The organism is Xenorhabdus sp. PB30.3, from assembly GCF_963895965.1.
In the GTDB taxonomy this organism is placed as follows: domain Bacteria; phylum Pseudomonadota; class Gammaproteobacteria; order Enterobacterales; family Enterobacteriaceae; genus Xenorhabdus; species Xenorhabdus stockiae.
Genome location: NZ_CAWQMW010000150.1, coordinates 1 through 19,348, shown reverse-complemented (window position 1 = coordinate 19,348; position 19,348 = coordinate 1). Strand labels below are relative to the sequence as shown.

The 19,348-nt window shown below is 41.9% G+C and carries 26 protein-coding genes; 12 read left to right on the top strand and 14 right to left on the bottom strand.

Annotated elements, in window-relative coordinates:
• Positions 1 to 17: 17 nt before the first annotated feature.
• From AACX38_RS14530 to AACX38_RS14505, 6 genes are all read right to left on the bottom strand, one after another.
• Entirely contained in the window at positions 18 to 1,031 is a 1,014-nt protein-coding gene (locus AACX38_RS14530; RefSeq protein WP_228864755.1) for a phage integrase, read from the bottom strand.
• An 84-nt stretch (positions 1,032 to 1,115) separates the two neighbouring features.
• Complete coding sequence (locus AACX38_RS14525; protein WP_228864753.1) at positions 1,116 to 1,349, bottom strand: transcriptional regulator; 234 nt, start codon at positions 1,347 to 1,349, stop codon at positions 1,116 to 1,118.
• Positions 1,346 to 1,636: a helix-turn-helix domain-containing protein gene (locus AACX38_RS14520; RefSeq protein ID WP_228864751.1), complete on the bottom strand. Its 291-nt coding sequence runs from the start codon at positions 1,634 to 1,636 to the stop codon at positions 1,346 to 1,348. The genes AACX38_RS14525 and AACX38_RS14520 overlap by 4 nt, the downstream gene beginning before the upstream one ends.
• Complete coding sequence (locus tag AACX38_RS14515) at positions 1,633 to 1,923, bottom strand: helix-turn-helix domain-containing protein (RefSeq protein ID WP_228864750.1); 291 nt, start codon at positions 1,921 to 1,923, stop codon at positions 1,633 to 1,635. The genes AACX38_RS14520 and AACX38_RS14515 overlap by 4 nt, the downstream gene beginning before the upstream one ends.
• Complete coding sequence (locus tag AACX38_RS14510) at positions 1,920 to 2,207, bottom strand: helix-turn-helix domain-containing protein (RefSeq protein ID WP_228864749.1); 288 nt, start codon at positions 2,205 to 2,207, stop codon at positions 1,920 to 1,922. The genes AACX38_RS14515 and AACX38_RS14510 overlap by 4 nt, the downstream gene beginning before the upstream one ends.
• On the bottom strand, positions 2,204 to 2,494 hold the full coding sequence (locus tag AACX38_RS14505; RefSeq protein ID WP_228864748.1) for a helix-turn-helix domain-containing protein: 291 nt from the start codon (positions 2,492 to 2,494) through the stop codon (positions 2,204 to 2,206). Before AACX38_RS14505 ends, AACX38_RS14510 begins: the two co-directional genes overlap by 4 nt.
• A gap of 32 nt (positions 2,495 to 2,526) precedes the next feature.
• Here AACX38_RS14505 and AACX38_RS14500 point away from each other — a divergent pair, with 32 nt between their 5' ends.
• From AACX38_RS14500 to AACX38_RS14480, 5 genes are all read left to right on the top strand, one after another.
• Positions 2,527 to 2,922, top strand: a complete 396-nt coding sequence (locus AACX38_RS14500) for a replication endonuclease (RefSeq protein WP_228864747.1) — start codon at positions 2,527 to 2,529, stop codon at positions 2,920 to 2,922.
• Positions 2,843 to 3,769, top strand: coding sequence for a contractile injection system protein, VgrG/Pvc8 family (locus tag AACX38_RS14495; protein ID WP_228864746.1), 927 nt, complete (start codon positions 2,843 to 2,845; stop codon positions 3,767 to 3,769). Before AACX38_RS14500 ends, AACX38_RS14495 begins: the two co-directional genes overlap by 80 nt.
• Positions 3,770 to 3,833: 64 nt before the next feature.
• Positions 3,834 to 4,061 carry an ogr/Delta-like zinc finger family protein gene (locus AACX38_RS14490; protein WP_099124817.1) on the top strand — a complete coding sequence of 76 codons (228 nt, stop codon included), beginning with the start codon at positions 3,834 to 3,836 and terminating at the stop codon, positions 4,059 to 4,061.
• Between the two features lie 191 nt (positions 4,062 to 4,252).
• On the top strand, positions 4,253 to 4,531 hold the full coding sequence (locus AACX38_RS14485; protein WP_228864745.1) for a damage-inducible protein J: 279 nt from the start codon (positions 4,253 to 4,255) through the stop codon (positions 4,529 to 4,531).
• Between the two features lies 1 nt (position 4,532).
• Positions 4,533 to 4,838: a type II toxin-antitoxin system RelE/ParE family toxin gene (locus AACX38_RS14480; RefSeq protein ID WP_099122877.1), complete on the top strand. Its 306-nt coding sequence runs from the start codon at positions 4,533 to 4,535 to the stop codon at positions 4,836 to 4,838.
• A gap of 217 nt (positions 4,839 to 5,055) precedes the next feature.
• Here the strand turns inward: AACX38_RS14480 and zipA are convergent, their stop codons facing one another.
• The gene (gene zipA / locus AACX38_RS14475; protein WP_228864744.1) at positions 5,056 to 5,973 is read right to left on the bottom strand and encodes a cell division protein ZipA; all 918 of its coding nucleotides are present in this window, start codon (positions 5,971 to 5,973) and stop codon (positions 5,056 to 5,058) included.
• 220 nt (positions 5,974 to 6,193) lie between these two features.
• Between zipA and cysZ the strand changes: the two genes are divergently transcribed.
• From cysZ to crr, 5 genes are all read left to right on the top strand, one after another.
• Positions 6,194 to 6,961, top strand: a complete 768-nt coding sequence (cysZ, locus tag AACX38_RS14470; protein ID WP_228864743.1) for a sulfate transporter CysZ — start codon at positions 6,194 to 6,196, stop codon at positions 6,959 to 6,961.
• A 108-nt stretch (positions 6,962 to 7,069) separates the two neighbouring features.
• Positions 7,070 to 8,023: a cysteine synthase A gene (gene cysK / locus AACX38_RS14465; RefSeq protein WP_228864742.1), complete on the top strand. Its 954-nt coding sequence runs from the start codon at positions 7,070 to 7,072 to the stop codon at positions 8,021 to 8,023.
• A 462-nt stretch (positions 8,024 to 8,485) separates the two neighbouring features.
• Entirely contained in the window at positions 8,486 to 8,743 is a 258-nt protein-coding gene (ptsH, locus tag AACX38_RS14460) for a phosphocarrier protein Hpr (protein WP_038262654.1), read from the top strand.
• 278 nt (positions 8,744 to 9,021) lie between these two features.
• Positions 9,022 to 10,749 carry a phosphoenolpyruvate-protein phosphotransferase PtsI gene (ptsI, locus tag AACX38_RS14455; RefSeq protein ID WP_228864741.1) on the top strand — a complete coding sequence of 576 codons (1,728 nt, stop codon included), beginning with the start codon at positions 9,022 to 9,024 and terminating at the stop codon, positions 10,747 to 10,749.
• Between the two features lie 65 nt (positions 10,750 to 10,814).
• The gene (crr, locus tag AACX38_RS14450; RefSeq protein ID WP_099110538.1) at positions 10,815 to 11,324 is read left to right on the top strand and encodes a PTS glucose transporter subunit IIA; all 510 of its coding nucleotides are present in this window, start codon (positions 10,815 to 10,817) and stop codon (positions 11,322 to 11,324) included.
• 79 nt (positions 11,325 to 11,403) lie between these two features.
• Here the strand turns inward: crr and AACX38_RS14445 are convergent, their stop codons facing one another.
• From AACX38_RS14445 to AACX38_RS14420, 6 genes are all read right to left on the bottom strand, one after another.
• Positions 11,404 to 12,135 (bottom strand): GNAT family N-acetyltransferase, encoded by a 732-nt coding sequence (locus AACX38_RS14445; protein WP_228864740.1) that lies wholly within the window; start codon positions 12,133 to 12,135, stop codon positions 11,404 to 11,406.
• 39 nt (positions 12,136 to 12,174) lie between these two features.
• Positions 12,175 to 13,056 (bottom strand): cysteine synthase CysM, encoded by an 882-nt coding sequence (cysM, locus tag AACX38_RS14440; protein ID WP_099122883.1) that lies wholly within the window; start codon positions 13,054 to 13,056, stop codon positions 12,175 to 12,177.
• Positions 13,057 to 13,192: 136 nt separating this feature from the next.
• The gene (cysA, locus tag AACX38_RS14435) at positions 13,193 to 14,281 is read right to left on the bottom strand and encodes a sulfate/thiosulfate ABC transporter ATP-binding protein CysA (RefSeq protein WP_228864738.1); all 1,089 of its coding nucleotides are present in this window, start codon (positions 14,279 to 14,281) and stop codon (positions 13,193 to 13,195) included.
• Positions 14,282 to 14,301: 20 nt separating this feature from the next.
• Positions 14,302 to 15,150: a sulfate/thiosulfate ABC transporter permease CysW gene (gene cysW / locus AACX38_RS14430; RefSeq protein ID WP_228864736.1), complete on the bottom strand. Its 849-nt coding sequence runs from the start codon at positions 15,148 to 15,150 to the stop codon at positions 14,302 to 14,304.
• Positions 15,150 to 15,983 (bottom strand): sulfate/thiosulfate ABC transporter permease CysT, encoded by an 834-nt coding sequence (cysT, locus tag AACX38_RS14425; protein ID WP_099122886.1) that lies wholly within the window; start codon positions 15,981 to 15,983, stop codon positions 15,150 to 15,152. Before cysT ends, cysW begins: the two co-directional genes overlap by 1 nt.
• A gap of 442 nt (positions 15,984 to 16,425) precedes the next feature.
• Complete coding sequence (locus AACX38_RS14420; protein WP_228864734.1) at positions 16,426 to 17,052, bottom strand: RpoE-regulated lipoprotein; 627 nt, start codon at positions 17,050 to 17,052, stop codon at positions 16,426 to 16,428.
• A gap of 209 nt (positions 17,053 to 17,261) precedes the next feature.
• Here AACX38_RS14420 and AACX38_RS14415 point away from each other — a divergent pair, with 209 nt between their 5' ends.
• Positions 17,262 to 17,714 (top strand): hypothetical protein, encoded by a 453-nt coding sequence (locus AACX38_RS14415; RefSeq protein ID WP_228864733.1) that lies wholly within the window; start codon positions 17,262 to 17,264, stop codon positions 17,712 to 17,714.
• 27 nt (positions 17,715 to 17,741) lie between these two features.
• On the opposite strand, the gene AACX38_RS14410 is transcribed toward AACX38_RS14415, so the two are convergent.
• Complete coding sequence (locus AACX38_RS14410; RefSeq protein WP_228864732.1) at positions 17,742 to 18,164, bottom strand: GNAT family acetyltransferase; 423 nt, start codon at positions 18,162 to 18,164, stop codon at positions 17,742 to 17,744.
• Between the two features lie 320 nt (positions 18,165 to 18,484).
• Here AACX38_RS14410 and AACX38_RS14405 point away from each other — a divergent pair.
• On the top strand, positions 18,485 to 19,348 hold an 864-nt coding region (locus AACX38_RS14405), incomplete at its 3' end, for a tyrosine-type recombinase/integrase (RefSeq protein WP_228864731.1).

Here is a 19,348-nt window from a genome sequence, read left to right as displayed (position 1 = left end):
ATGAATCTATCGGGGTGCTATTGATGCCCATGTTTCCCCGATAATGTGGATGGAATGTGGATACATCCCCTTAGTGGATTAAACTTAATAGCATCCAATAGATAATCTGGAGCAAAATGCGCGTAGGTCATAGTTTGCTGAATGCTGGCATGCCCCATTATCTTCTGTAAGGTTAATATATTTCCTCCATTCATCATAAAATGGGCAGCAAAAGTGTGTCGCAAAACATGCACTGCTTGACCAACAGGCAGGTCTGGTTTTATCTCTTTCAGCATCTTTCTGTAAGATTGATAATTGACATCAAATAAGAGACCTGACTGTTTAGTCTTAACTGCCCCCATTACCTCATCAGAAATAGGGAGAGTTCTGTGTTTACCATTTTTTGTTTCAGTAAATGTAACACGATTATGCAGCATGTTTTCCGCCTTTAACTTAGTAACCTCTCCCCATCTTGCGCCAGTGTTTAAACATAGAATCGTTAAACGCCAAGCATCATCAGTAATAGAATTCAATAATGCAGCAATCTCTGATTCAGTAAGATAAGACATCTCCGGCGTTTTTTCCTTGAGCGGTTTCATGCCCTTGATTGGATGAGTTCCTTTATATTCCTTTATCTCAATCAGAGTAGTAGAAATACCGCCAAGCATTGTCATATCTCTATTGACTGTTGATGCTTTTATGCCTTCATATAATCTTCTGGAACGATACTCGTTTAGGAAGCGGGAAGTTAACTGGTAAACCGGAGGGTCATCCATATCCCTGATCATGCTCATCACAGTCTGCCTTCTTTTTACACCCCAGATTAAGTTATGCCCCTCATATTTCCACCAAATATCAAAAAGCTCAGATAATTTTCTGTAATCCTTTTCTATTGGTTTCCAGCCTTGATTATCAGCATTAGCTAAGATGTTTCGTTCGAATGCAACTGCATCCGCTTTTTTGTTAAATATACGCTGGACTCGTCTTCCCGATCTGCCCTGCGGTCTTACATCCACTTTATAACGTCCACCTTCAAGCGCTTTAATTGCCATAATTGCGCCCTCCAGTTAGACGAGGTATTTCTATCTCTGTACAAAAAACATAGTATTGATAAATAGTTAACCAATCTTTGTCTCTTAAAACAACAACATTATTTTCGCATGCCCACTGTGTGCGATAGCCGGAGAAATCTGACCAGCTTCAGGGGCAATCTTTCCGGTGACAAACCATGTTGTATATTTTCCTACTTTCTTCTGGTTAAGTATTGCGCTAAGAGAAAACCAGCTTAAGGTAGATTCCATTTGAACCAAATGCGATAAGTCTATTTTTTCGGCTAACTCTATTGTTTTTAATTTTTCAATGATGCTCATACATTTTTCTCCTTTATTTTCTTATTTAGATAATTTCTCAATAATACTGGCTCTATTTGCCCATATTCTGGGATCGCTTTTCCTGTGATAAACCATAGTGCGTACTTCTCATAAATGGAGTTAGAGAAAATTTTCATAATGACATCTCCTTTCGGTATGGTTTCATCGCATTCATAACGCCATAAAGCATTGCTGGGAATGCCTAGTATCTCGGCAGTCTCAACTCTACTAGAGAGCATTTCACTTTCTCTTATAAGTAATAACTTTTCACCGATGGATAGATTCACGCTGATTTCTCTTGGTCATTTTCATAGTTTTTAGGGTCATAGAGAACAGGCACAATTTGCCCTACTTCTGGTGCTGACTTATCCGTTACAAACCACAATATGTATTTCTCAAATTTTGGATGCGAAAGGATTTTCATAATCATGTCTCCTTTTGGAATAGCTTCACCAGTTTCATAACGCCATAATGCATTGTTTGTTATGCCAATTAAATCTGCAGCATCTTTTCTATTTGTCAGCCGCTCGCTTTCACGCATGAGCAAAATTTTTTCACCAATTGATAGTGTCATGCCGATTCTTCTTGTTTATTTTCATAGTTTTTAGCGTCATAGAGAGCAGGCGCGATTAGTCCTACTTCTGGCATAGTTTTTCCAGTAATAAACCAGAGTGAATATTTCTCGAATCTTGGATGAGAAAGTATGTTGGTCATTACATCAGCATTCGGAATCGTCTTGCTATTTTCATACCTCCATAAAGCATCCTCTTTTAACTTCCACTCTTTAGAAGCTTGGGAACGGCTTAACCTTTCACTTTCACGTATCAGTTTTAACCTTTCAGCAATTGGCAAGATCATGCGAGCTTTTTCTCATCATTTTCATAATTTTTAGGGTCATAAAGAGCCGGGGCTACCTGCCCTGACTCTGGTGCTGTTTTACCCGTCGTAAACCAAAGCGCATATTTTTCAAATGCAGGAAGACTAAGTAACCGAATGACTATCTCAGCACTTGGAATGCTTTTTCCTACCTCATATCTCCACAATGCGTCATTACCTATCCCAAGCATTTTTGCGACTGCTGGGCGGCTGGTTAACCTTTCACTTTCACGCATAAACTTTAATTTTTCAGCAATTGATAGCTTCATGCTGATTTTTCTTCGTTACTCACACCACGCTGATGACTACGGCGCGTATTTCTACCGAAATCAGCCAGTTTAACCGTCTGCCTGATCTCCAGAATAAGCCGCTAAAAAAACTGGCGACTCAAATTGCTGCCGGGTTCTTTACGCTGTTTGAGCAGTATTGTGATCAGTGCATTGCTGAGGCGAACGGCGATAAAGAAGCTATCTATAAGATGCGCAACCTGTCTCCGATTTATGGTGAGCTGGCGAAACTGTCGCGCGGGCTGCATGTCACCCCGGCGCATTATGGCCGCTACCTGAAAGGCACATTGCAACAGAGCGATGTGATTGCGGCGGTATCCCGTCTGGTCAATGACGATTTCTGGTATCGACGGCTCAAGGCACACCGTATCCTTGCATCTGGGCTGGCAGGGGGAAATACCCGCCCATAAGGGGCAGTTTATTGTTGATGAAATCGAATACAGCGGTGCGCCGGATAAAATCACCGTACGCGCCCGTAGTGCCGATTTTCGGGCGAGCCTCAATCTTAGCCGGGAATTCTCTTACCATCAGAAAACCCTCGGTGACATTGTGCGCACCATCGCCATGCGCAATCACCTGAAAGCGGAAATCGATAACCAACTGGCCGGCATTACGTTAAACCACATTGACCAGACTAACGAATCTGACGGCAGCTTCTTAACCCGGCTGGCCATACAGGAAGGGGCGATTGCCACGGTGAAGAACGGCTACCTGCTGTTTATGCAACAGGGGAACAACACCACCGTCAGTGGCCGCCCATTACCAACGGTGATCATCACTCGTCAGTCCGGTGATGGGTATCGTTTTTCACTGGCTGACCGTAGCGCTTATACCGGTGTCTCGGCCAGCTGGCTGAATACCCGTGAACCGAAGCAGAAAACCCCGGTAACGGTCAAGCGTCGGAAACGCAAAACCATACCGCAGAAAAAAGAAGAAAAACAGGGGGATTATCTGGTCGGCAGTGAAGGTAATGTGTTCATCATGAAACACACCTACGCCAATAAGGCCAATGCTGAACGCGCAGCCAAAGCCGAGTGGGAGAAAATTCAGCGCGGTATCGCTTCGTTCTCTATCCAACTGGCGAAGGGCAGGCCGGAATTGATGCCGGAAATGAAAGTCAGTGTCAGCGGCTTTAAACCGCAAATCGATGGCACCGACTGGACGCTGGTCACTGTTACCCACACCTTAAATGACAGTGGATTAACTTCGGCCTTAGAACTGGAAGTCAAAATCTCAGATGCTGACATGGGCGTCTGATTTGTTATAATCGCGCCATCGCCTAACACAGCTGGCGCTTTCCTGATTTTGAGGTACTCACATTATGATGAGATGCCCCCTTTGCGGCCATGTGGCCCACACACGCAGCAGTTTTGAACACACCACCGAAACCAAAGAACGTTATAACCAGTGCCAGAATATCAATTGTGGTGCCACGTTCGTCAGCCATGAAACGTTTGTCCGTTGGGTAGCTAAACCAACGTTAGTTGAATTTGCCCCACCACACCCTGAAAAGGGGCAGCAAACGGTCATGTGCTTTGATAGCCCTTAAAATCATTAGCCCCTTATTATTGAGGGGCTTTCTGCATTACCCTTCCGTTTATTCAAGTTGTTGCTTCTAAATTGACTTAATCAACAAGATTGTTCTTTTTTAAAACAACATTGTTGTTTTAGTCGGCTATGCTAATATGACAACACAAATGACAACATACTTTGAAATGATAGCGAACTAAGGGGGAATGAATGGAGACGATTCATTTTCGTATTGATGAAGAAACCAAACGCTTAGCCATGCAAGCGGCCAAACGTCAGCAAACAGACTTAACAAAGCTAATGAGACAAAAAGCCGAAGAATTGGCAAATGAAGAACGTGAGTATCAAAAAAATACCCATGCTTACTGGTTAGAAGCGAAAATTGAAAAAGCGATTGACCAATGTGAAAACGAGTCAGCTCACTTTATTGATGAGGCTGAAAGCCAGCGCCGGATGGCTCTACTGCGTACTAAGCTGAGCAGGGGATAAAGTGATCACTATTTTATGGGAAGAAAGCGCACAAACTGACCGAGAGCAAATTTATCTCTACTTCTTTGAGCAGGCTGGGCTGTTATTGGCTGATGAGGTAGATGCAAAATTCGTGGAAATGGCTGAACTTCTGAAAGTGACCCCATATGCAGGCATAAAGGCACGTAACAGCCCGGATGAACGTTATAGAAAACTCGTTATCCCGCATTTTCCCTTCATTATGCTCTACCGTTACGATGAGGATAGGGAAACGATAAAGGTTCTCAGAATATTGCATACCGCCAGAAGAATAGCCGGGCTTTTCTGAGGAAAGCGTGTGGCATTTCATCTGTGATTCAGAAGGTCAAAAAGGAAACGTGACGTGGATTATATGAAGCCCCTCAAAATATGAGGGGCTTTTGCTAAAGATTTCAGTCATAAAGTGGATGAAATGTGGATGCTTCATTATAAAATCCATTTATAATCAAAGCATTGCATCATGAAAAACCCCCGACTGAGCGGGGGCTTAATACTAAAAAGAAAATTTATTCCTGAGCACTGAGTGTATTACGAATACGTGCCTTATAATTCTCAATCATTTGCGGTGTTAATATCTTACGCTCGGCATCTAACACCACTCCTCCTACATCAGAAGCAATACGCTGTGCTGCCTGCAACATCAGTTTAAAATTCTGATTAGAATCACCATATGAAGGAACGAGCATAAACATGGAGATCCCCGGAGTACTGAAATCAGTCATACGTTCCGGATCAAATGACCCTGGCTTAACCATATTAGCCAGACTGAACAGTACTGCACCACTACCCGATGGGTTAAGGTGGCGGTGGAAAATATTCATATCCCCAAAACGGAAACCGGACTGTAAAATGCTCTGAAGCAACACTTCGCCATTCAGCTCCTGACCATGATGGGCCGCGACATGCAGTACCAACACAGTCTCTTTTTTAGCTTGCTCAGCTTCAGTTTTCGCGGCATTTTCCAACTCAGACTGCTCGCTGACAGCCTCCGCTTCCTTACCTTCCGCACCATTTTGCTCAGCAGATTCAAACAGGCCAAGCTGCGATTCTTTCTGGCTTTCATTAATGGCATTCTCTTTTGCCACTGGTGCTTCAGATTGTTGTTTTGAGAGTAAAGGATCGATTCCATTATCCGATGTTACTTCTGACAAATCAGGTGCATTACGCTCAATAACCGGCTCTTCACGATGTTCACGGCGAGATTTCGCTGATTCCTGAACAGGTGAATTTGACGGATTATTAAACAGCTCATCGCCATCATTATCCTCTGACTCTTTCTCACGCTCCTGTTTACGACGTTTCACTGGGCGATCACGAAAGAGTGACGAACGCTCTTTACGGCTGGTCCACAACCCATGTAATAGCAAAGCTATTATGGCTATCGCACCAACAACGATTAATATCAGACGCAAATCCTGCATCATTGCTATCTCTGTTGTTTAAATTAATTGCCACCACGGCTGAATATTCTTTAGATAAGAGTATTTGTCAAATAGCACAAGTGCAAGCCTCTGCGTACTTTTCTTATCATAAAGAGAGATATCCCCTGTTTTTTCGAGTGTTTTTTACACATTAAACCACTGGTCAGTGGAAAATACTGCCTATATCATACCGTCTCAATCACTCTGGAGAGAATAAGAAAATATGACGAATTCGACAAAATTGCCAAAACATCTAGGCGGTTTTCATTATATTGCACAGGGTTGGCATCTGGTAACCCGCCCGGGCATCAAAAGATTCGTTTTATTGCCTTTACTGGCTAATATTTTATTGATTGGTGGTGCTTTCTGGTGGCTATATCAGAAAATGGATGGTTGGATACAATGGGCGCTAGATAAAGTACCGGACTGGATGCAATGGCTCAGCTATTTAATATGGCCGCTGGCTGTTATTTCTGTTTTGCTTATTTTTACCTATTTTTTCAGCACACTGGCAAATTTTATTGCATCACCCTTTAACGGATTATTAGCAGAGAAACTGGAAGCGCAATTAACCGGCATTCCAGCACCCGATACAGGCATTTTTGATTTACTGAAAGATGTTCCCCGTATTCTGAAACGTGAGATAGTCAAAATCCTCTACTACCTCCCTCGCGCTATCGCTCTATTATTATTGTATTTTATTCCGGGTGTTGGGCAAACTGTAGCCCCCGTTCTCTGGTTTATTTTCAGTGCCTGGATGCTGGCTATCCAATATTGCGATTACCCTTTTGATAACCACAAGGTCAGTTTTATAGGTATGCGTAATACCCTACGACAGGACAAAATTGACAACCTACAATTTGGAGCGGCAGTAAGTATATTAACGATGATCCCAGTCATCAATTTGTTCATTATGCCTGTTGCAGTTTGTGGTGCTACAGCTATGTGGGTTGATCGTTACCGTGCTCAGCATGCTATCAGAAATCGTTAAATATTCTTTTATATAATAAGAATAGACTGAAACTTTATTTCCATTCATAAGCTGTTCGCGTATGGTTAATTAATCACAACTCATGAGCATCTTAAGGGCAATCGGACAATGAGCAAAATTTATGAAGATAATTCGTTGACCATCGGTCACACTCCACTGGTACGCCTGAAAAACTTCGGAAATGGTCGTATTCTGGCCAAAGTAGAGTCCCGTAATCCAAGTTTCAGTGTGAAATGCCGTATCGGTGCCAACATGATTTGGGATGCAGAAAAACGTGGCATTTTGACAAAGGATAAAGAGCTTATCGAACCGACCAGTGGTAATACGGGTATTGCTCTTGCTTATGTCGCTGCGGCTCGTGGCTATAAACTGACACTAACAATGCCGGAAACCATGAGCTTAGAGCGCCGCAAGCTACTAAAAGCGTTGGGAGCAAAATTAGTGCTGACCGAAGGCGCTAAAGGCATGAAAGGTGCTATTGATAAAGCAAATGAAATCCGTGACAGTGCGCCTGAACGCTATGTTTTGCTACAGCAATTCAGTAACCCGGCAAACCCTGAAATCCACGAAAAAACGACAGGGCCAGAAATTTGGGAAGATACCGATGGGAATGTTGATGTCTTTGTCGCTGGGGTAGGTACAGGAGGCACTATTACCGGTGTTGCCCGCTATCTGAAAAATACACAAGGTAAGCAAGTAAAAATTGTTGCCGTCGAGCCTGAAGATTCCCCCGTAATCAGCCAAAAATTGGCAGGCGAGGAACTAAAACCTGGCCCACACAAAATTCAGGGGATTGGTGCAGGTTTCATCCCTGATAACCTGGATTTAACATTAGTTGACCGTGTATTTAAAATCAGTAACGAAGAAGCTATTAAAACAGCCAGAGAAGTCACTGAAAAAGAAGGCATTCTTTCTGGCATTTCTTCAGGTGCTGCAGTTGCTGCGGCCATTAAACTCTCACAGGAAGACGAGTACAAGGATAAGAATATTGTTGTCATTCTGCCTTCTTCTGCTGAACGTTACCTGAGCACTGCACTGTTTGCCGATTTAGCCAACGATTAAATCTTCACCTCATTCCTTTTTTAACTTTATTGACAAAAAAGCACCTCAAGGGTGCTTTTTTGTGCATCAGATCAAAGTTTAAAACTTTCTTAGATGATTTATTCAGACAGCTTTAGTATTTAACCAGTAATTATTTTGATGCACGAAATTAATCGTAAGACTGCCATAAAGAATCTTGTTTGGTTCAACTCATATTGGGTTAGTGTGTATTAACATCCAGTCAACAATAGAGTGGCATCAAATATGTTAATTTTTTGATAATGATTTAATGCATTTTATACCTATGGATTTCGTGCTGTATCAAGGCTGCAAATGCATAAAGCCGCTAAAAAATGACCTGAAAGACTAAAGGCATTTATCATTATTAATTTAACGGTTGTACAAGTCAGGATTAATCCAGCTAAACTAGTTTTAGTATTCTCTTGGCTTACCAACGAAAATTTAAGTTATTGAGGAAATACTATGTTCCAGCAAGAAGTTACTATTACTGCACCAAATGGCCTTCACACTCGCCCTGCTGCACAGTTTGTTAAAGAAGCGAAGGGTTTTTCTTCCGATATTACTCTTACTTCTGGCGGCAAATCAGCCAGTGCGAAAAGTCTGTTTAAATTGCAAACGCTGGGACTGACTCAAGGAACTGTTGTTACAATCTCTGCTGAAGGTGAAGATGAACAACAAGCAGTTGAACATTTAGTGAAACTGATGGGTGAACTGGAATAATCACTCACTCATGCTCAATGGATTTCAAGTGGCATCATGATGGCAAGGGAGCTAACCTTTGGGGTACAGAGCACCGTATTCTTATAAAAACGGTGTCTATAGTAAGTACAACCAAATAGTAAGTACAACCAAAAAAGAGCCAACTAGAAAGACAACGAGTATATAAAGCCAGTCTATTTCATCCAGTACCATCCCCGGAGTACAAAATCTGGGGATATTTAGAGCCTGCCTCTGAAGGCGCAATGAAATATAATCACCCGCAGTTAAGGTCATATAGTATGATTTCAGGCATCTTAGTATCACCAGGTATTGCTTTCGGTAAGGCATTATTGCTGAAAGAAGACCCCATCATAATCAATCATAAAAAAATTACTCCTGAACAGGTCGAACAAGAGATCTCCCGCTTTAAACAAGGCCGGGATAAAGCCTCTGATCAGTTAGAAGTCATCAAAAATACAGCCGAAAAAAATCTGGGTGCAGAAAAAGCCGAAATCTTCGAAGGCCACATCATGTTGCTGGAAGATGAGGAGCTGGAACAAGAAATTATTACGCTGATAAAGAAAAATCTGGCTACAGCAGATGCCGCCGTCCACTCTGTTATCGAAGATCAGGCCAAGGCACTGGAAGAGCTGGATGATGAGTATTTAAAAGAGCGTGCTGCTGATGTTCGTGATATTGGTAAACGCCTGCTGAAAAATATTCTGGGTATGCCGATTATTGACTTAGGCTCCATTGCAGAAGAAGTTATTCTGGTCGCAAATGACCTGACACCTTCAGAAACCGCACAGCTCAATCTGGATAAAGTGCTGGGGTTCATTACAGATTTAGGTGGCCGGACATCTCACACTTCAATTATGGCGCGTTCTCTGGAACTGCCTGCGATTGTCGGGACAACCAACGCAACAACTCAGATTAAAAATGGCAGCTACCTTATTCTGGATGCTGTTAATAATCATATCTATATAGATCCATCTGACACTGAAATTGAACAACTCAAAAAAATCAAAAACGAATATCTGTCAGAAAAAACCGAATTAGCAAAACTGAAGGATTTACCAGCCATTACGCTGGATGGTCATCAGGTAGAAGTTTGCGCCAATATCGGCACAGTGCGTGATATTGCAGGCGCAGAACGCAATGGGGCAGAAGGTGTCGGCTTGTACCGTACCGAATTCCTGTTTATGGATCGCGATTCTCTGCCAACTGAAGAAGAACAGTTTGAAGCCTATAAGGCTGTTGCCGAATCCGTTGGTAATCAGGCTGTTATTATCCGTACTATGGATATCGGCGGTGATAAAGAACTGCCTTATATGAATCTGCCCAAAGAAGAGAACCCGTTCCTTGGCTGGCGTGCAATCCGTATTTGCCTGGATCGCAAAGAAATATTACATTCTCAGTTACGTGCTATTCTGCGAGCTTCTGCATTTGGTAAACTCCGAATCATGTTCCCAATGATCATTTCTGTTGAAGAAATTCGGGAACTGAAAACAGAGCTGTTGATGCTTAAAGATCAGCTACGTAATGAAAATAAGGCGTTCGATGAATCGATTGAAGTCGGTATCATGGTAGAAACGCCTGCTGCTGCAACCATTGCTAAACATCTTGCAAAAGAAGTTGACTTTTTTAGTATTGGGACAAACGATCTAACTCAGTATACTCTTGCGGTAGACCGTGGTAATGAGCTGATTTCTCATCTCTATAATCCAATGTCGCCAGCAGTGTTGAACCTGATCAAACAGGTAATTGACGCCTCACATGCAGAGGGTAAATGGACGGGCATGTGCGGTGAGCTGGCTGGAGATGAGCGTGCTACACTATTGCTTCTGGGCATGGGGCTGGATGAATTCAGTATGAGTGCAATATCCATTCCAGGCATCAAGAAAATCATTCGTAATGCGAATTACGGTGATGCAAAAGCGCTAGCAGAACAAGCTTTAACTCAGCCAACTGCACAGGAGTTGATGGAATTGGTTGATACTTTTATCAGAGAAAAAACACTCTGCTAAGTCAATTGACCAAGACAGCACCTTAGCCAGTACACGGTCCCATTAAAACAATTAGGAGAAGATTTATGGGTCTGCTTGATAAACTGAAATCATTAGTTTCAGATGATAAAAAGAACAGCGGCAGTATTGAAATTATCGCCCCATTATCAGGTGAGATAGTTAATATCGAAGATGTTCCGGATGTTGTTTTTGCGGAAAAAATTGTAGGTGATGGTATCGCTATCAAGCCTACAGGTAATAAGATTGTCTCCCCTGTTGATGGCACCATTGGTAAAATCTTCGAAACTAATCACGCTTTTTCCATCGAATCTGATAACGGGATAGAGCTTTTCGTTCACTTCGGTATTGATACCGTTGAACTGAAAGGTGAAGGCTTTAAACGGATTGCCGAAGAGGGCCAGCGGGTACAGAAAGGTGATTTGGTTTTAGAGTTTGATTTAGCGTTTCTGGAAGAAAGAGCCAAGTCAACCTTAACTCCTGTTGTTATCTCTAACATGGATGAAATCAAAGAATTATCTAAAGTCAGTGGATCAGTGGTCGTTGGTGAATCTGTTATCATGCGAATTAAGAAGTAGCTGAATACATCACTGGTAAGCTGTTATGGGTCGCCTCTGTTTTATCGGGTTAAATGATAAAACAGAGGCGATTTCTTTATTAGTTAATTGAATCAGGAGAAACCATTTCCCATTTGCCAAACAACATCAATCCCACAGACTTTGCCAATGCCGAAGACGCAAAATTATCAATCTGGCATCGGTATTGAGGCTCATATCCCTGAATATAAGCATATTTACTGATTGCACGTACAACTTGTCTGGCATGGCCCTTTCCTCTGAAAGGTTCTAAAGTCAGAACCCCCATATCAGCAATAAGCGCATCGTCCCACGGGTACATACTGGCAGCACAAATCAGATCGTCTTGTTCAAAAGAGCCGAACACAGCCCAGTGATCCAGCTCAACATAAGCATTATCCAAATCCTCCTCAGAAGCAGCAGACTGAAACGTTGAGAAAACCTCTCCATCTTCTTTTTCCACTAGCTGACGTAACGTACTACCAATATTTTCCTGCAATAATTTTTTCTTTTCTTCTTCTGAAAAATAAAAAATATAATCTGCACCATGGAGAGTAATAGCTGCTTCATGTAATTTCTGGCGAAAAGTGGATTCAGACATTTCGTCCTGATGATAAAGCCCTGCTTTTTCAGCCAGTGCTGGAGTCATCACTGATATAACTTGACCATCAATAGTTTCCAGCACCATCACACGCTCCTCCTCTGCCAGTCTTGCATTAATAGCGACAGTAAGAACATCATCACTATAAATAATTTCTCCATTTAATAATGAAGACTGCCAATAGTCAGTGATCGTTTTTGAAAATAAGGACATAACCTTTACTCACTAAGTTAGATTCAGTAAATAAAAAAGTTAATTAAAAACGCCTGTAGATAAATATCTATCGCCGCGATCACAAATAATTACCGCAATCACGGCTCCCGGATTTTCAGCCGCGATACGTAACGCTCCGGAAACGGCTCCGCCGGAGCTAACCCCACAGAAAATACCCTCTTTCTGTGCCAGCAACCGCATCATCGTTTCCGCCTCACTCTGAGTAATATCCAGTATTTGATCCACCAGATCTTTTTGGTAAATTCCGGGCATATATGCTGGTGACCAGCGCCGAATACCGGGAATATGACTGTTTTCTGCCGGCTGTAATCCTATGGTTTGTATATTATCCGACTGAAATTTCAGGTAACGGCTCACTCCGGTAATAGTGCCGGTTGTGCCCATACTGGAGACAAAATGGGTAATACGCCCTTGCGTTTGCTGCCAAATTTCCGGGCCTGTTGTCTTGAAGTGTGCCAGCGAATTATCTGTATTATTAAATTGATCAAGCACCTTTCCTTCGCCATTCAGCTCCATTTGCTGTGCTAAATCTCTGGCGCCTTCCATACCCAGTTCTTTACTGACTAAAATTAATTCAGCGCCATAAGCCCGCATTGATGCCTGACGTTCAAGGCTCATATTTTCAGGCATCAGTAGCTTAAGCCGATAACCTTTTACTGCTGCAATCATAGCCAATGCAATGCCCGTATTACCACTCGTGGCTTCAATCAGGACATCTCCCGGTGAAATTTCTCCCCGTAGTTCGGCTTGTTGGATCATTGAGAGAGCGGCCCTGTCTTTTACAGAGCCAGCAGGATTATTGCCCTCAAGTTTCACCCAAATTTCTGCATCAATACTTTCAGTAACTCGTTGTAATTTCACCAACGGAGTATTACCGATAAAATTTTCTAAGCTTGCCACTGCATTACCTGAATCACATATGAGAATAGGCAACAGAATAATCGTATTCAGAAAACTGTCGCAAGCTCTAAATAAAAAACCCCTGTTTTCTTGTAGAAAGCAGGGGAAACCCAGGGGTTATGAGAATAATGAAAAATTAAGCAGATTCAGCGAGTTTTAATACTTTTAATGGTGAATTTCCTTCATACAGGCGGGCACCTTTGCCTCCCATAAAATACTGGCTGCCACGAACTGGAATTGATGAGCTATCCGACCAGATAACCGATAAACTCTCGTCTCCCCAACCAACAGGCTGGACAGACAACAGCGAAAAATGCCCTCGTGGATTAACTTCCGTCACTTTAACAGGCAAAGGGCAGGATGATGTTTGTTGTTTACTGAGGTCCATCTCCCACGGTCGCAAGAATACATCAACACTTCCCTGATGCAATGGTGCCACCTCCAGTGGAAAAGTTTTTCCGCCAACCCACAACTGAGAGCCTTTAATCTCACCATGTAACTGATTCACTTCGCCCATGAATTCCATCACAAAACGGCTTTCCGGCTCTTTCCATACCTGCTGTGGCGTGCCAACCTGCTCGATAGCACCTTGGTTCATCACTACAATCCGATCAGCAACTTCCATTGCCTCTTCCTGATCATGAGTGACAAACACACTGGTAAATTGCAATTCTTCATGAAGCTGGCGTAACCAACGGCGTAATTCCATTCGAACCTGCGCATCCAGAGCACCAAATGGCTCATCCAGTAAGAGGATCTGAGGTTCAACAGCGAGTGCCCTTGCCAAAGCCACTCGCTGTTTCTGTCCACCAGAAAGCTGTGACGGATAGCGATCTACAAGGTGGGATAATTGCACCATATCAAGTAACGACATGACCTTGCGACGCAGTGCCTCTCGTTCAGGTCGCTGGCGCCGGGGAAGTACAGTTAAGCCAAAAGCAACGTTATCAAACACGCTCATATGACGAAACAGAGCATAATGCTGAAAAACAAAACCAACTTGCCGATCTTTTGCATGTACCTGACTGACATCCTTACCGTGAAACTTAAGTTGCCCCGCACTCTGTTGTTCAAGTCCGGCAATAATCCTCAGTAAAGTCGTCTTGCCGGAGCCGGATGGGCCAAGCAAAGCAACCATTTCACCAGATTCAATATTCAGTGATATATCATTCAGTATCTGAACACGACCAAAAGATTTACTGATTTTGCTGATTTCAATACTCATATCCTGCTCCCGACCTTCATTTACTGGCGATTCAAATGACTCAAACGCAACTGCAAGGCACTTTTAACAATCAGGGTAATAATCGCCATAACTGCCAATAAAGCCGCCGCCACAAATGCACCAACAGTGTTGTAATCCTGATAAAGCAGTTCAACCTGCAAAGGTAAAGTATATGTTTCCCCTCTGATTGCGCCGGATACCACAGATACCGCACCAAATTCACCAATTGCCCGGGCATTAGTTAAAACAATGCCATACAGCAATGCCCAACGAATATTCGGCAATGTCACACGCCAGAACATTTGCCAGCCAGAAGCCCCTAATAATATTGCCGCTTCATCCTCCTGACTGCCCTGACTCAGCATTACCGGCACCAATTCACGGACAACGAATGGGCATGTAACAAATACCGTGACCAGAACCATACCCGGCCATGAAAACATTAGCTGGATGTCATAGTCTCCCAGCCATTCCCCCACCCAACCGTTAGCACCGTAAAACAGCAGATAAAGCAACCCAGCCACAACAGGTGAAACGGCGAATGGAATATCAATTAATGTCAGCAACAATTGTCTGCCGGGAAATTGGAAGCGGGTTACCAGCCATGCAGTGACTACTCCAAAAACCAGATTAATAGGAACTGTAATAAGCGCGATCAAGACAGTCAGCCAAATAGCATGGAGCATATCGGGGTCAACAAGATTCTGGGTGAGAATATCGATTCCCTGTGAAAAAGCAGTCAGAAAAATCCACGCTATCGGAATGACCAGAAACAGGATGGAAATAACCACTCCCGCCCCAATCAGGAACCATTTCCCCCAGTTTATTGAGGGACGCATCATCTGCGTGTATTCAGAAAAATCAGCCACTAACGTCCCCCGATCCGCTTACCAAAGCGACTTTGTAATAAGTTAACGCTAAACAGCAATAACAGTGATACCGCAAGAATAACTGAAGCAATCGCGCTGGCAGCGGGATAATCAAACTCCTGCAACCGGACGAAAATCATCAGGGAAGCTACTTCGGTTTGCCACGCAATATTACCCGCAATAAAAATAACTGCGCCGAATTCTCCCAGACTACGAGTGAAAGAGAGCACTGTGCCTGCTATCAATGCAGGAGAGACTTCCTGCAAAATAACCCGCCGAAAAGTCTGCCAGCGACTCGCCCCTAATGTCTGAGCAGCTTCTTCATATTCAGGGCCTAATTCTTCGAGTACCGGCTGAACGGTACGAACAACAAAAGGCAGGCTGGTAAATGCCATCGCAACCGCAATCCCCAGCCAGGTATTGGCGACTTTAATATCAAAATGAGCAAGCCAAGAACCATACCATCCGGTTGTAGAAAACAGAGTTGCCAGAGTCAGCCCAGCGACTGCTGTTGGTAATGCAAAGGGTAAATCCATTAATCCATCAAGCAGATTGCGCCCCGGAAAACGATAGCGGGTAAGTATCCACGCCATTAGCATTCCAAAAAACATATTGAATAAGCTGGCGACAGCCGCCGCCAATAAAGTCACCTGATAAGCTGCGACAACCTGTGGATTCGCAATGACCTGCCAATATTGTTCCCATGTCATGCTGGAAAGCTGTATGACTAATGCGCTTAGCGGCAATAGCAGGATCAGGCAAGTATAAAGCAGGCTACAACCCAGACTCAGTCCAAATCCGGGTAATACTCGTTTACTGGATGCAACAAACATTATTGGCACCCATTTCTCAAAGCTGCTCCCACACATTGCCAGTGTTGAAGTAAATTTTTATCAGAATTACCCAGTAACTCGACCACAAGCTTCATTCAAACCTTACCCATCAAGCTATTCAGCAAGAATTTTTTAATGACTGTTTTTAACAATAATTTATCCATACTGTATCCAGAATATTTATAACAGGATAGTTAACTACCTCCTGTTTTATATACCGAATTTTTATGAGAAATGATGAAACGAGATAAGCTATAAAAAATAAAGGGTTATTAACTGAGGGCTGGGAGAATTAACACCTGACATACTGGAGCTGATTTTGTCGACCGGAATATTGACTTGATTAAAATATTTCCTGTATAACCTCCATCGTTCAAATTATCTCTTTATTGGCAGCGCTCCCTTGCCGCCACAATAATTTGAAATTTATTAGATATATCTTTTAGTTGGCTTTCCAGATAATGCGGGAAATGTTCCATGTTTTCAGCACATCATCAGGAGGGAGCAATTCTTCCGAACCATTCCATGTTCCCGTAAATACGTAACTGATATTTCGGCTTTGGGGAGCAACACAGACAATCTCCTGCTGCGTAGTTATTATGTCGTCGGAACGCTGGCAGGCACCATAAGCTTTGTCATACAGCGTAGAGAAAGATGTACCTATTTTTGTTCCCCAAGTGGTCTTAATCCCTTCATCCAGAATGATAATATGAGCCACCTTTCCATGATTCAGACCCGATAATTCAATTCTGACCTGATCTCCCTCTATACCCTGTATTACACTGAAAAATTTGCCATTTTTCATCTCCATACCACTACGCAGGCGATATCTGTTATCCAACCCCTGCTGAATGGCAGATAATTTCATATCTGTTTGTTTATTGATTTCCCCTACCCCCTGTTCAGATACCTCCAGAGTACGGCTAAACCAATTTAAAGGAGACAGGGAAGACCATGAAAGCCCAGATGTTCCTGCACAGGCAGTTAATAACAATGAACTACCTATCAGGCCACTGAACGCCATAATTCTTTTTTTAAATAACAGGCTAAATAAAAAATATCTTTTCATTACAATTCATTACCTTTGTCTATCCTAACATCTTATTATTGATATCATTCAAAAACAGCAAGTTAAGAGTGAATAACCTCCTTAATACAGAGGTATATAAAAAGACAGATAAAAATACAGTTTTATAAGTCCATTGAGCAATTATTTACAAATAGATAGATATCATATCGGATTATGGAATAAATATAAACCAATGGTGAAAGTGCGTGGTGGCGGCAATGATCCCAACATTTATTGATTTTCTGGATATCCCTACTGTAACAAACAGTTTTGTAACAACAAGGGATATGACAAAAACAGCAATACCTCAAATGCTATATCTAACAAATGATATAAAAAAAGACATTATAATTCAGGAAAGTGAAAAGACACCCGGGAATATAAAGGATAATAAAGTCTGTAATCTTCCTTTAATCAACTGGCGTATCTTAATAAAAAAACCTGAATTACCAATTAAATATCATTATTATTTCCTTAAAGATAGCAATGGAAAAATTCAGATTTTGATTACGCCAGAAATTGAACGTAAAAATTATTTAATATCAAAAAACCTCATTGCAGAAAGTAAATATAAATTCAAACTTCATCATGTGATAAAAAAAACAGCGAGGAAATTATTGAGTTTTTTATATAAAGGTACAGCTCATGGCCGAACAACATAATATTTCTCAGCCATTTACCTTAAATATTCAATCAATAATCAGACGCTTATTAAAGACAGTATGTTCCTGTCCCCAATAATCATATTCCATTTTTTCACACATACAAATGGTGGCATCATTCTCTTCTGGGACCATAATTAGAATACTAGGGCAACCTCTCGCTAATAATTTTTTCTCAAGACGGGAAACCAATGCATTAGCAATACCTCTCCCTCTGTATTCGGGGTGAACACCTAAATAATAAACATGACCACGATGCCCATCGTAGCCACCCATTACAGTCCCAACAACTTCTCCCGCCACTTCGGCAACCAGAAATAAATCAGCATCATGAGTTAATTTACGCTCAATATCGAGTTCCGGATCATCACCGGGATTAATCAGATCACAACGCTCCCAAAGTGTGATAACGGCTTCAAAATCTTCTTGCCGAAATACCCTAATTTCCATAGTTAGCCAGCCTGTTTAATAAGCAATCAGTTTAATGTCAATAATCACTACTTTCATTTCGGAATCAATATGAAAATGCGTTCATTGATACTAACAGGTATACTGCCTATAGCCATAAACTAACCAGAATGAAAGCAGAAATGAATATAGCTAATATATATTAGTTTAATGTTTCGATGTTTGTCTATGATTATTGTTTTTATTTTAAAATCAAATGATTAATTATTTACCTACCTGTATATTGTTCCAGTGCTTATTGACGTTTTACCTCTCTTGCAGCACACTATGTATAAACAATTATATAAATATCTTTAATGATCATGGCTGCCGAATTAAACAAGCTCAGTGATAAAAAACTTAAAACCCTACACGGAAAAGAAAGGAATAAGATTGAATTTTTTGCCGATGGCGCTGGATTGAGTGCAAAAGCCTCTAAAGTTGGTGGTATTAGCTGGGTCTTTACCTACCGACTTGATGGAAAAAAGTTAAATCGTCTCACCATTGGGCGCTACCCTGATATGCCCCTCAAGCAAGCCCGTGAAACACGGGATAAATGCCGTAACTGGTTGGCATCCGGTAAAGATCCAAAGCTGCAATTTAATTTAACGATGCAGGAATCATTAAAACCAGTCACCGTAAAAGACGCCATTGAGTATTGGATTGAACACTATGGCAGAGACAATCGAGCCAATATTGATGCCCTCATTCGCCAATTAGAAAAGCATATTTATCTCTATATTGGTGAAATGGCATTATCTGACTGTGAAATAACATATTGGCTACAATGCTTTGATAAAATGAAAAAGGAAGCTCCTGTAGCTGCTGGCGGGATGCTTCAATTATGCAAACAAGCTCTAAAATTTTGCCGTGTAAGAAGATATGCAATTAGCCATGTATTGGATGATTTGACTATTTCTGATGTCGGAAAAAAACAAACTAAAGGCCAGCGTTATTTAGAAGATAATGAACTTGGTCAATTATGGGAATCTATAAGATCAGGAAGCTACCTGCCCTATTATAATAATTTATTGAAAATTTTGATTATATTTGGTTGCCGGACGAGAGAGATTAGATTATCTAAATGTTCAGAATGGAATTTGAATTCTATGTTATGGACTGTCCCAAAAGAAAATAGCAAGACAGGTGAGAAAATCATTCGTCCAATACCTGAATATATGAAGCCA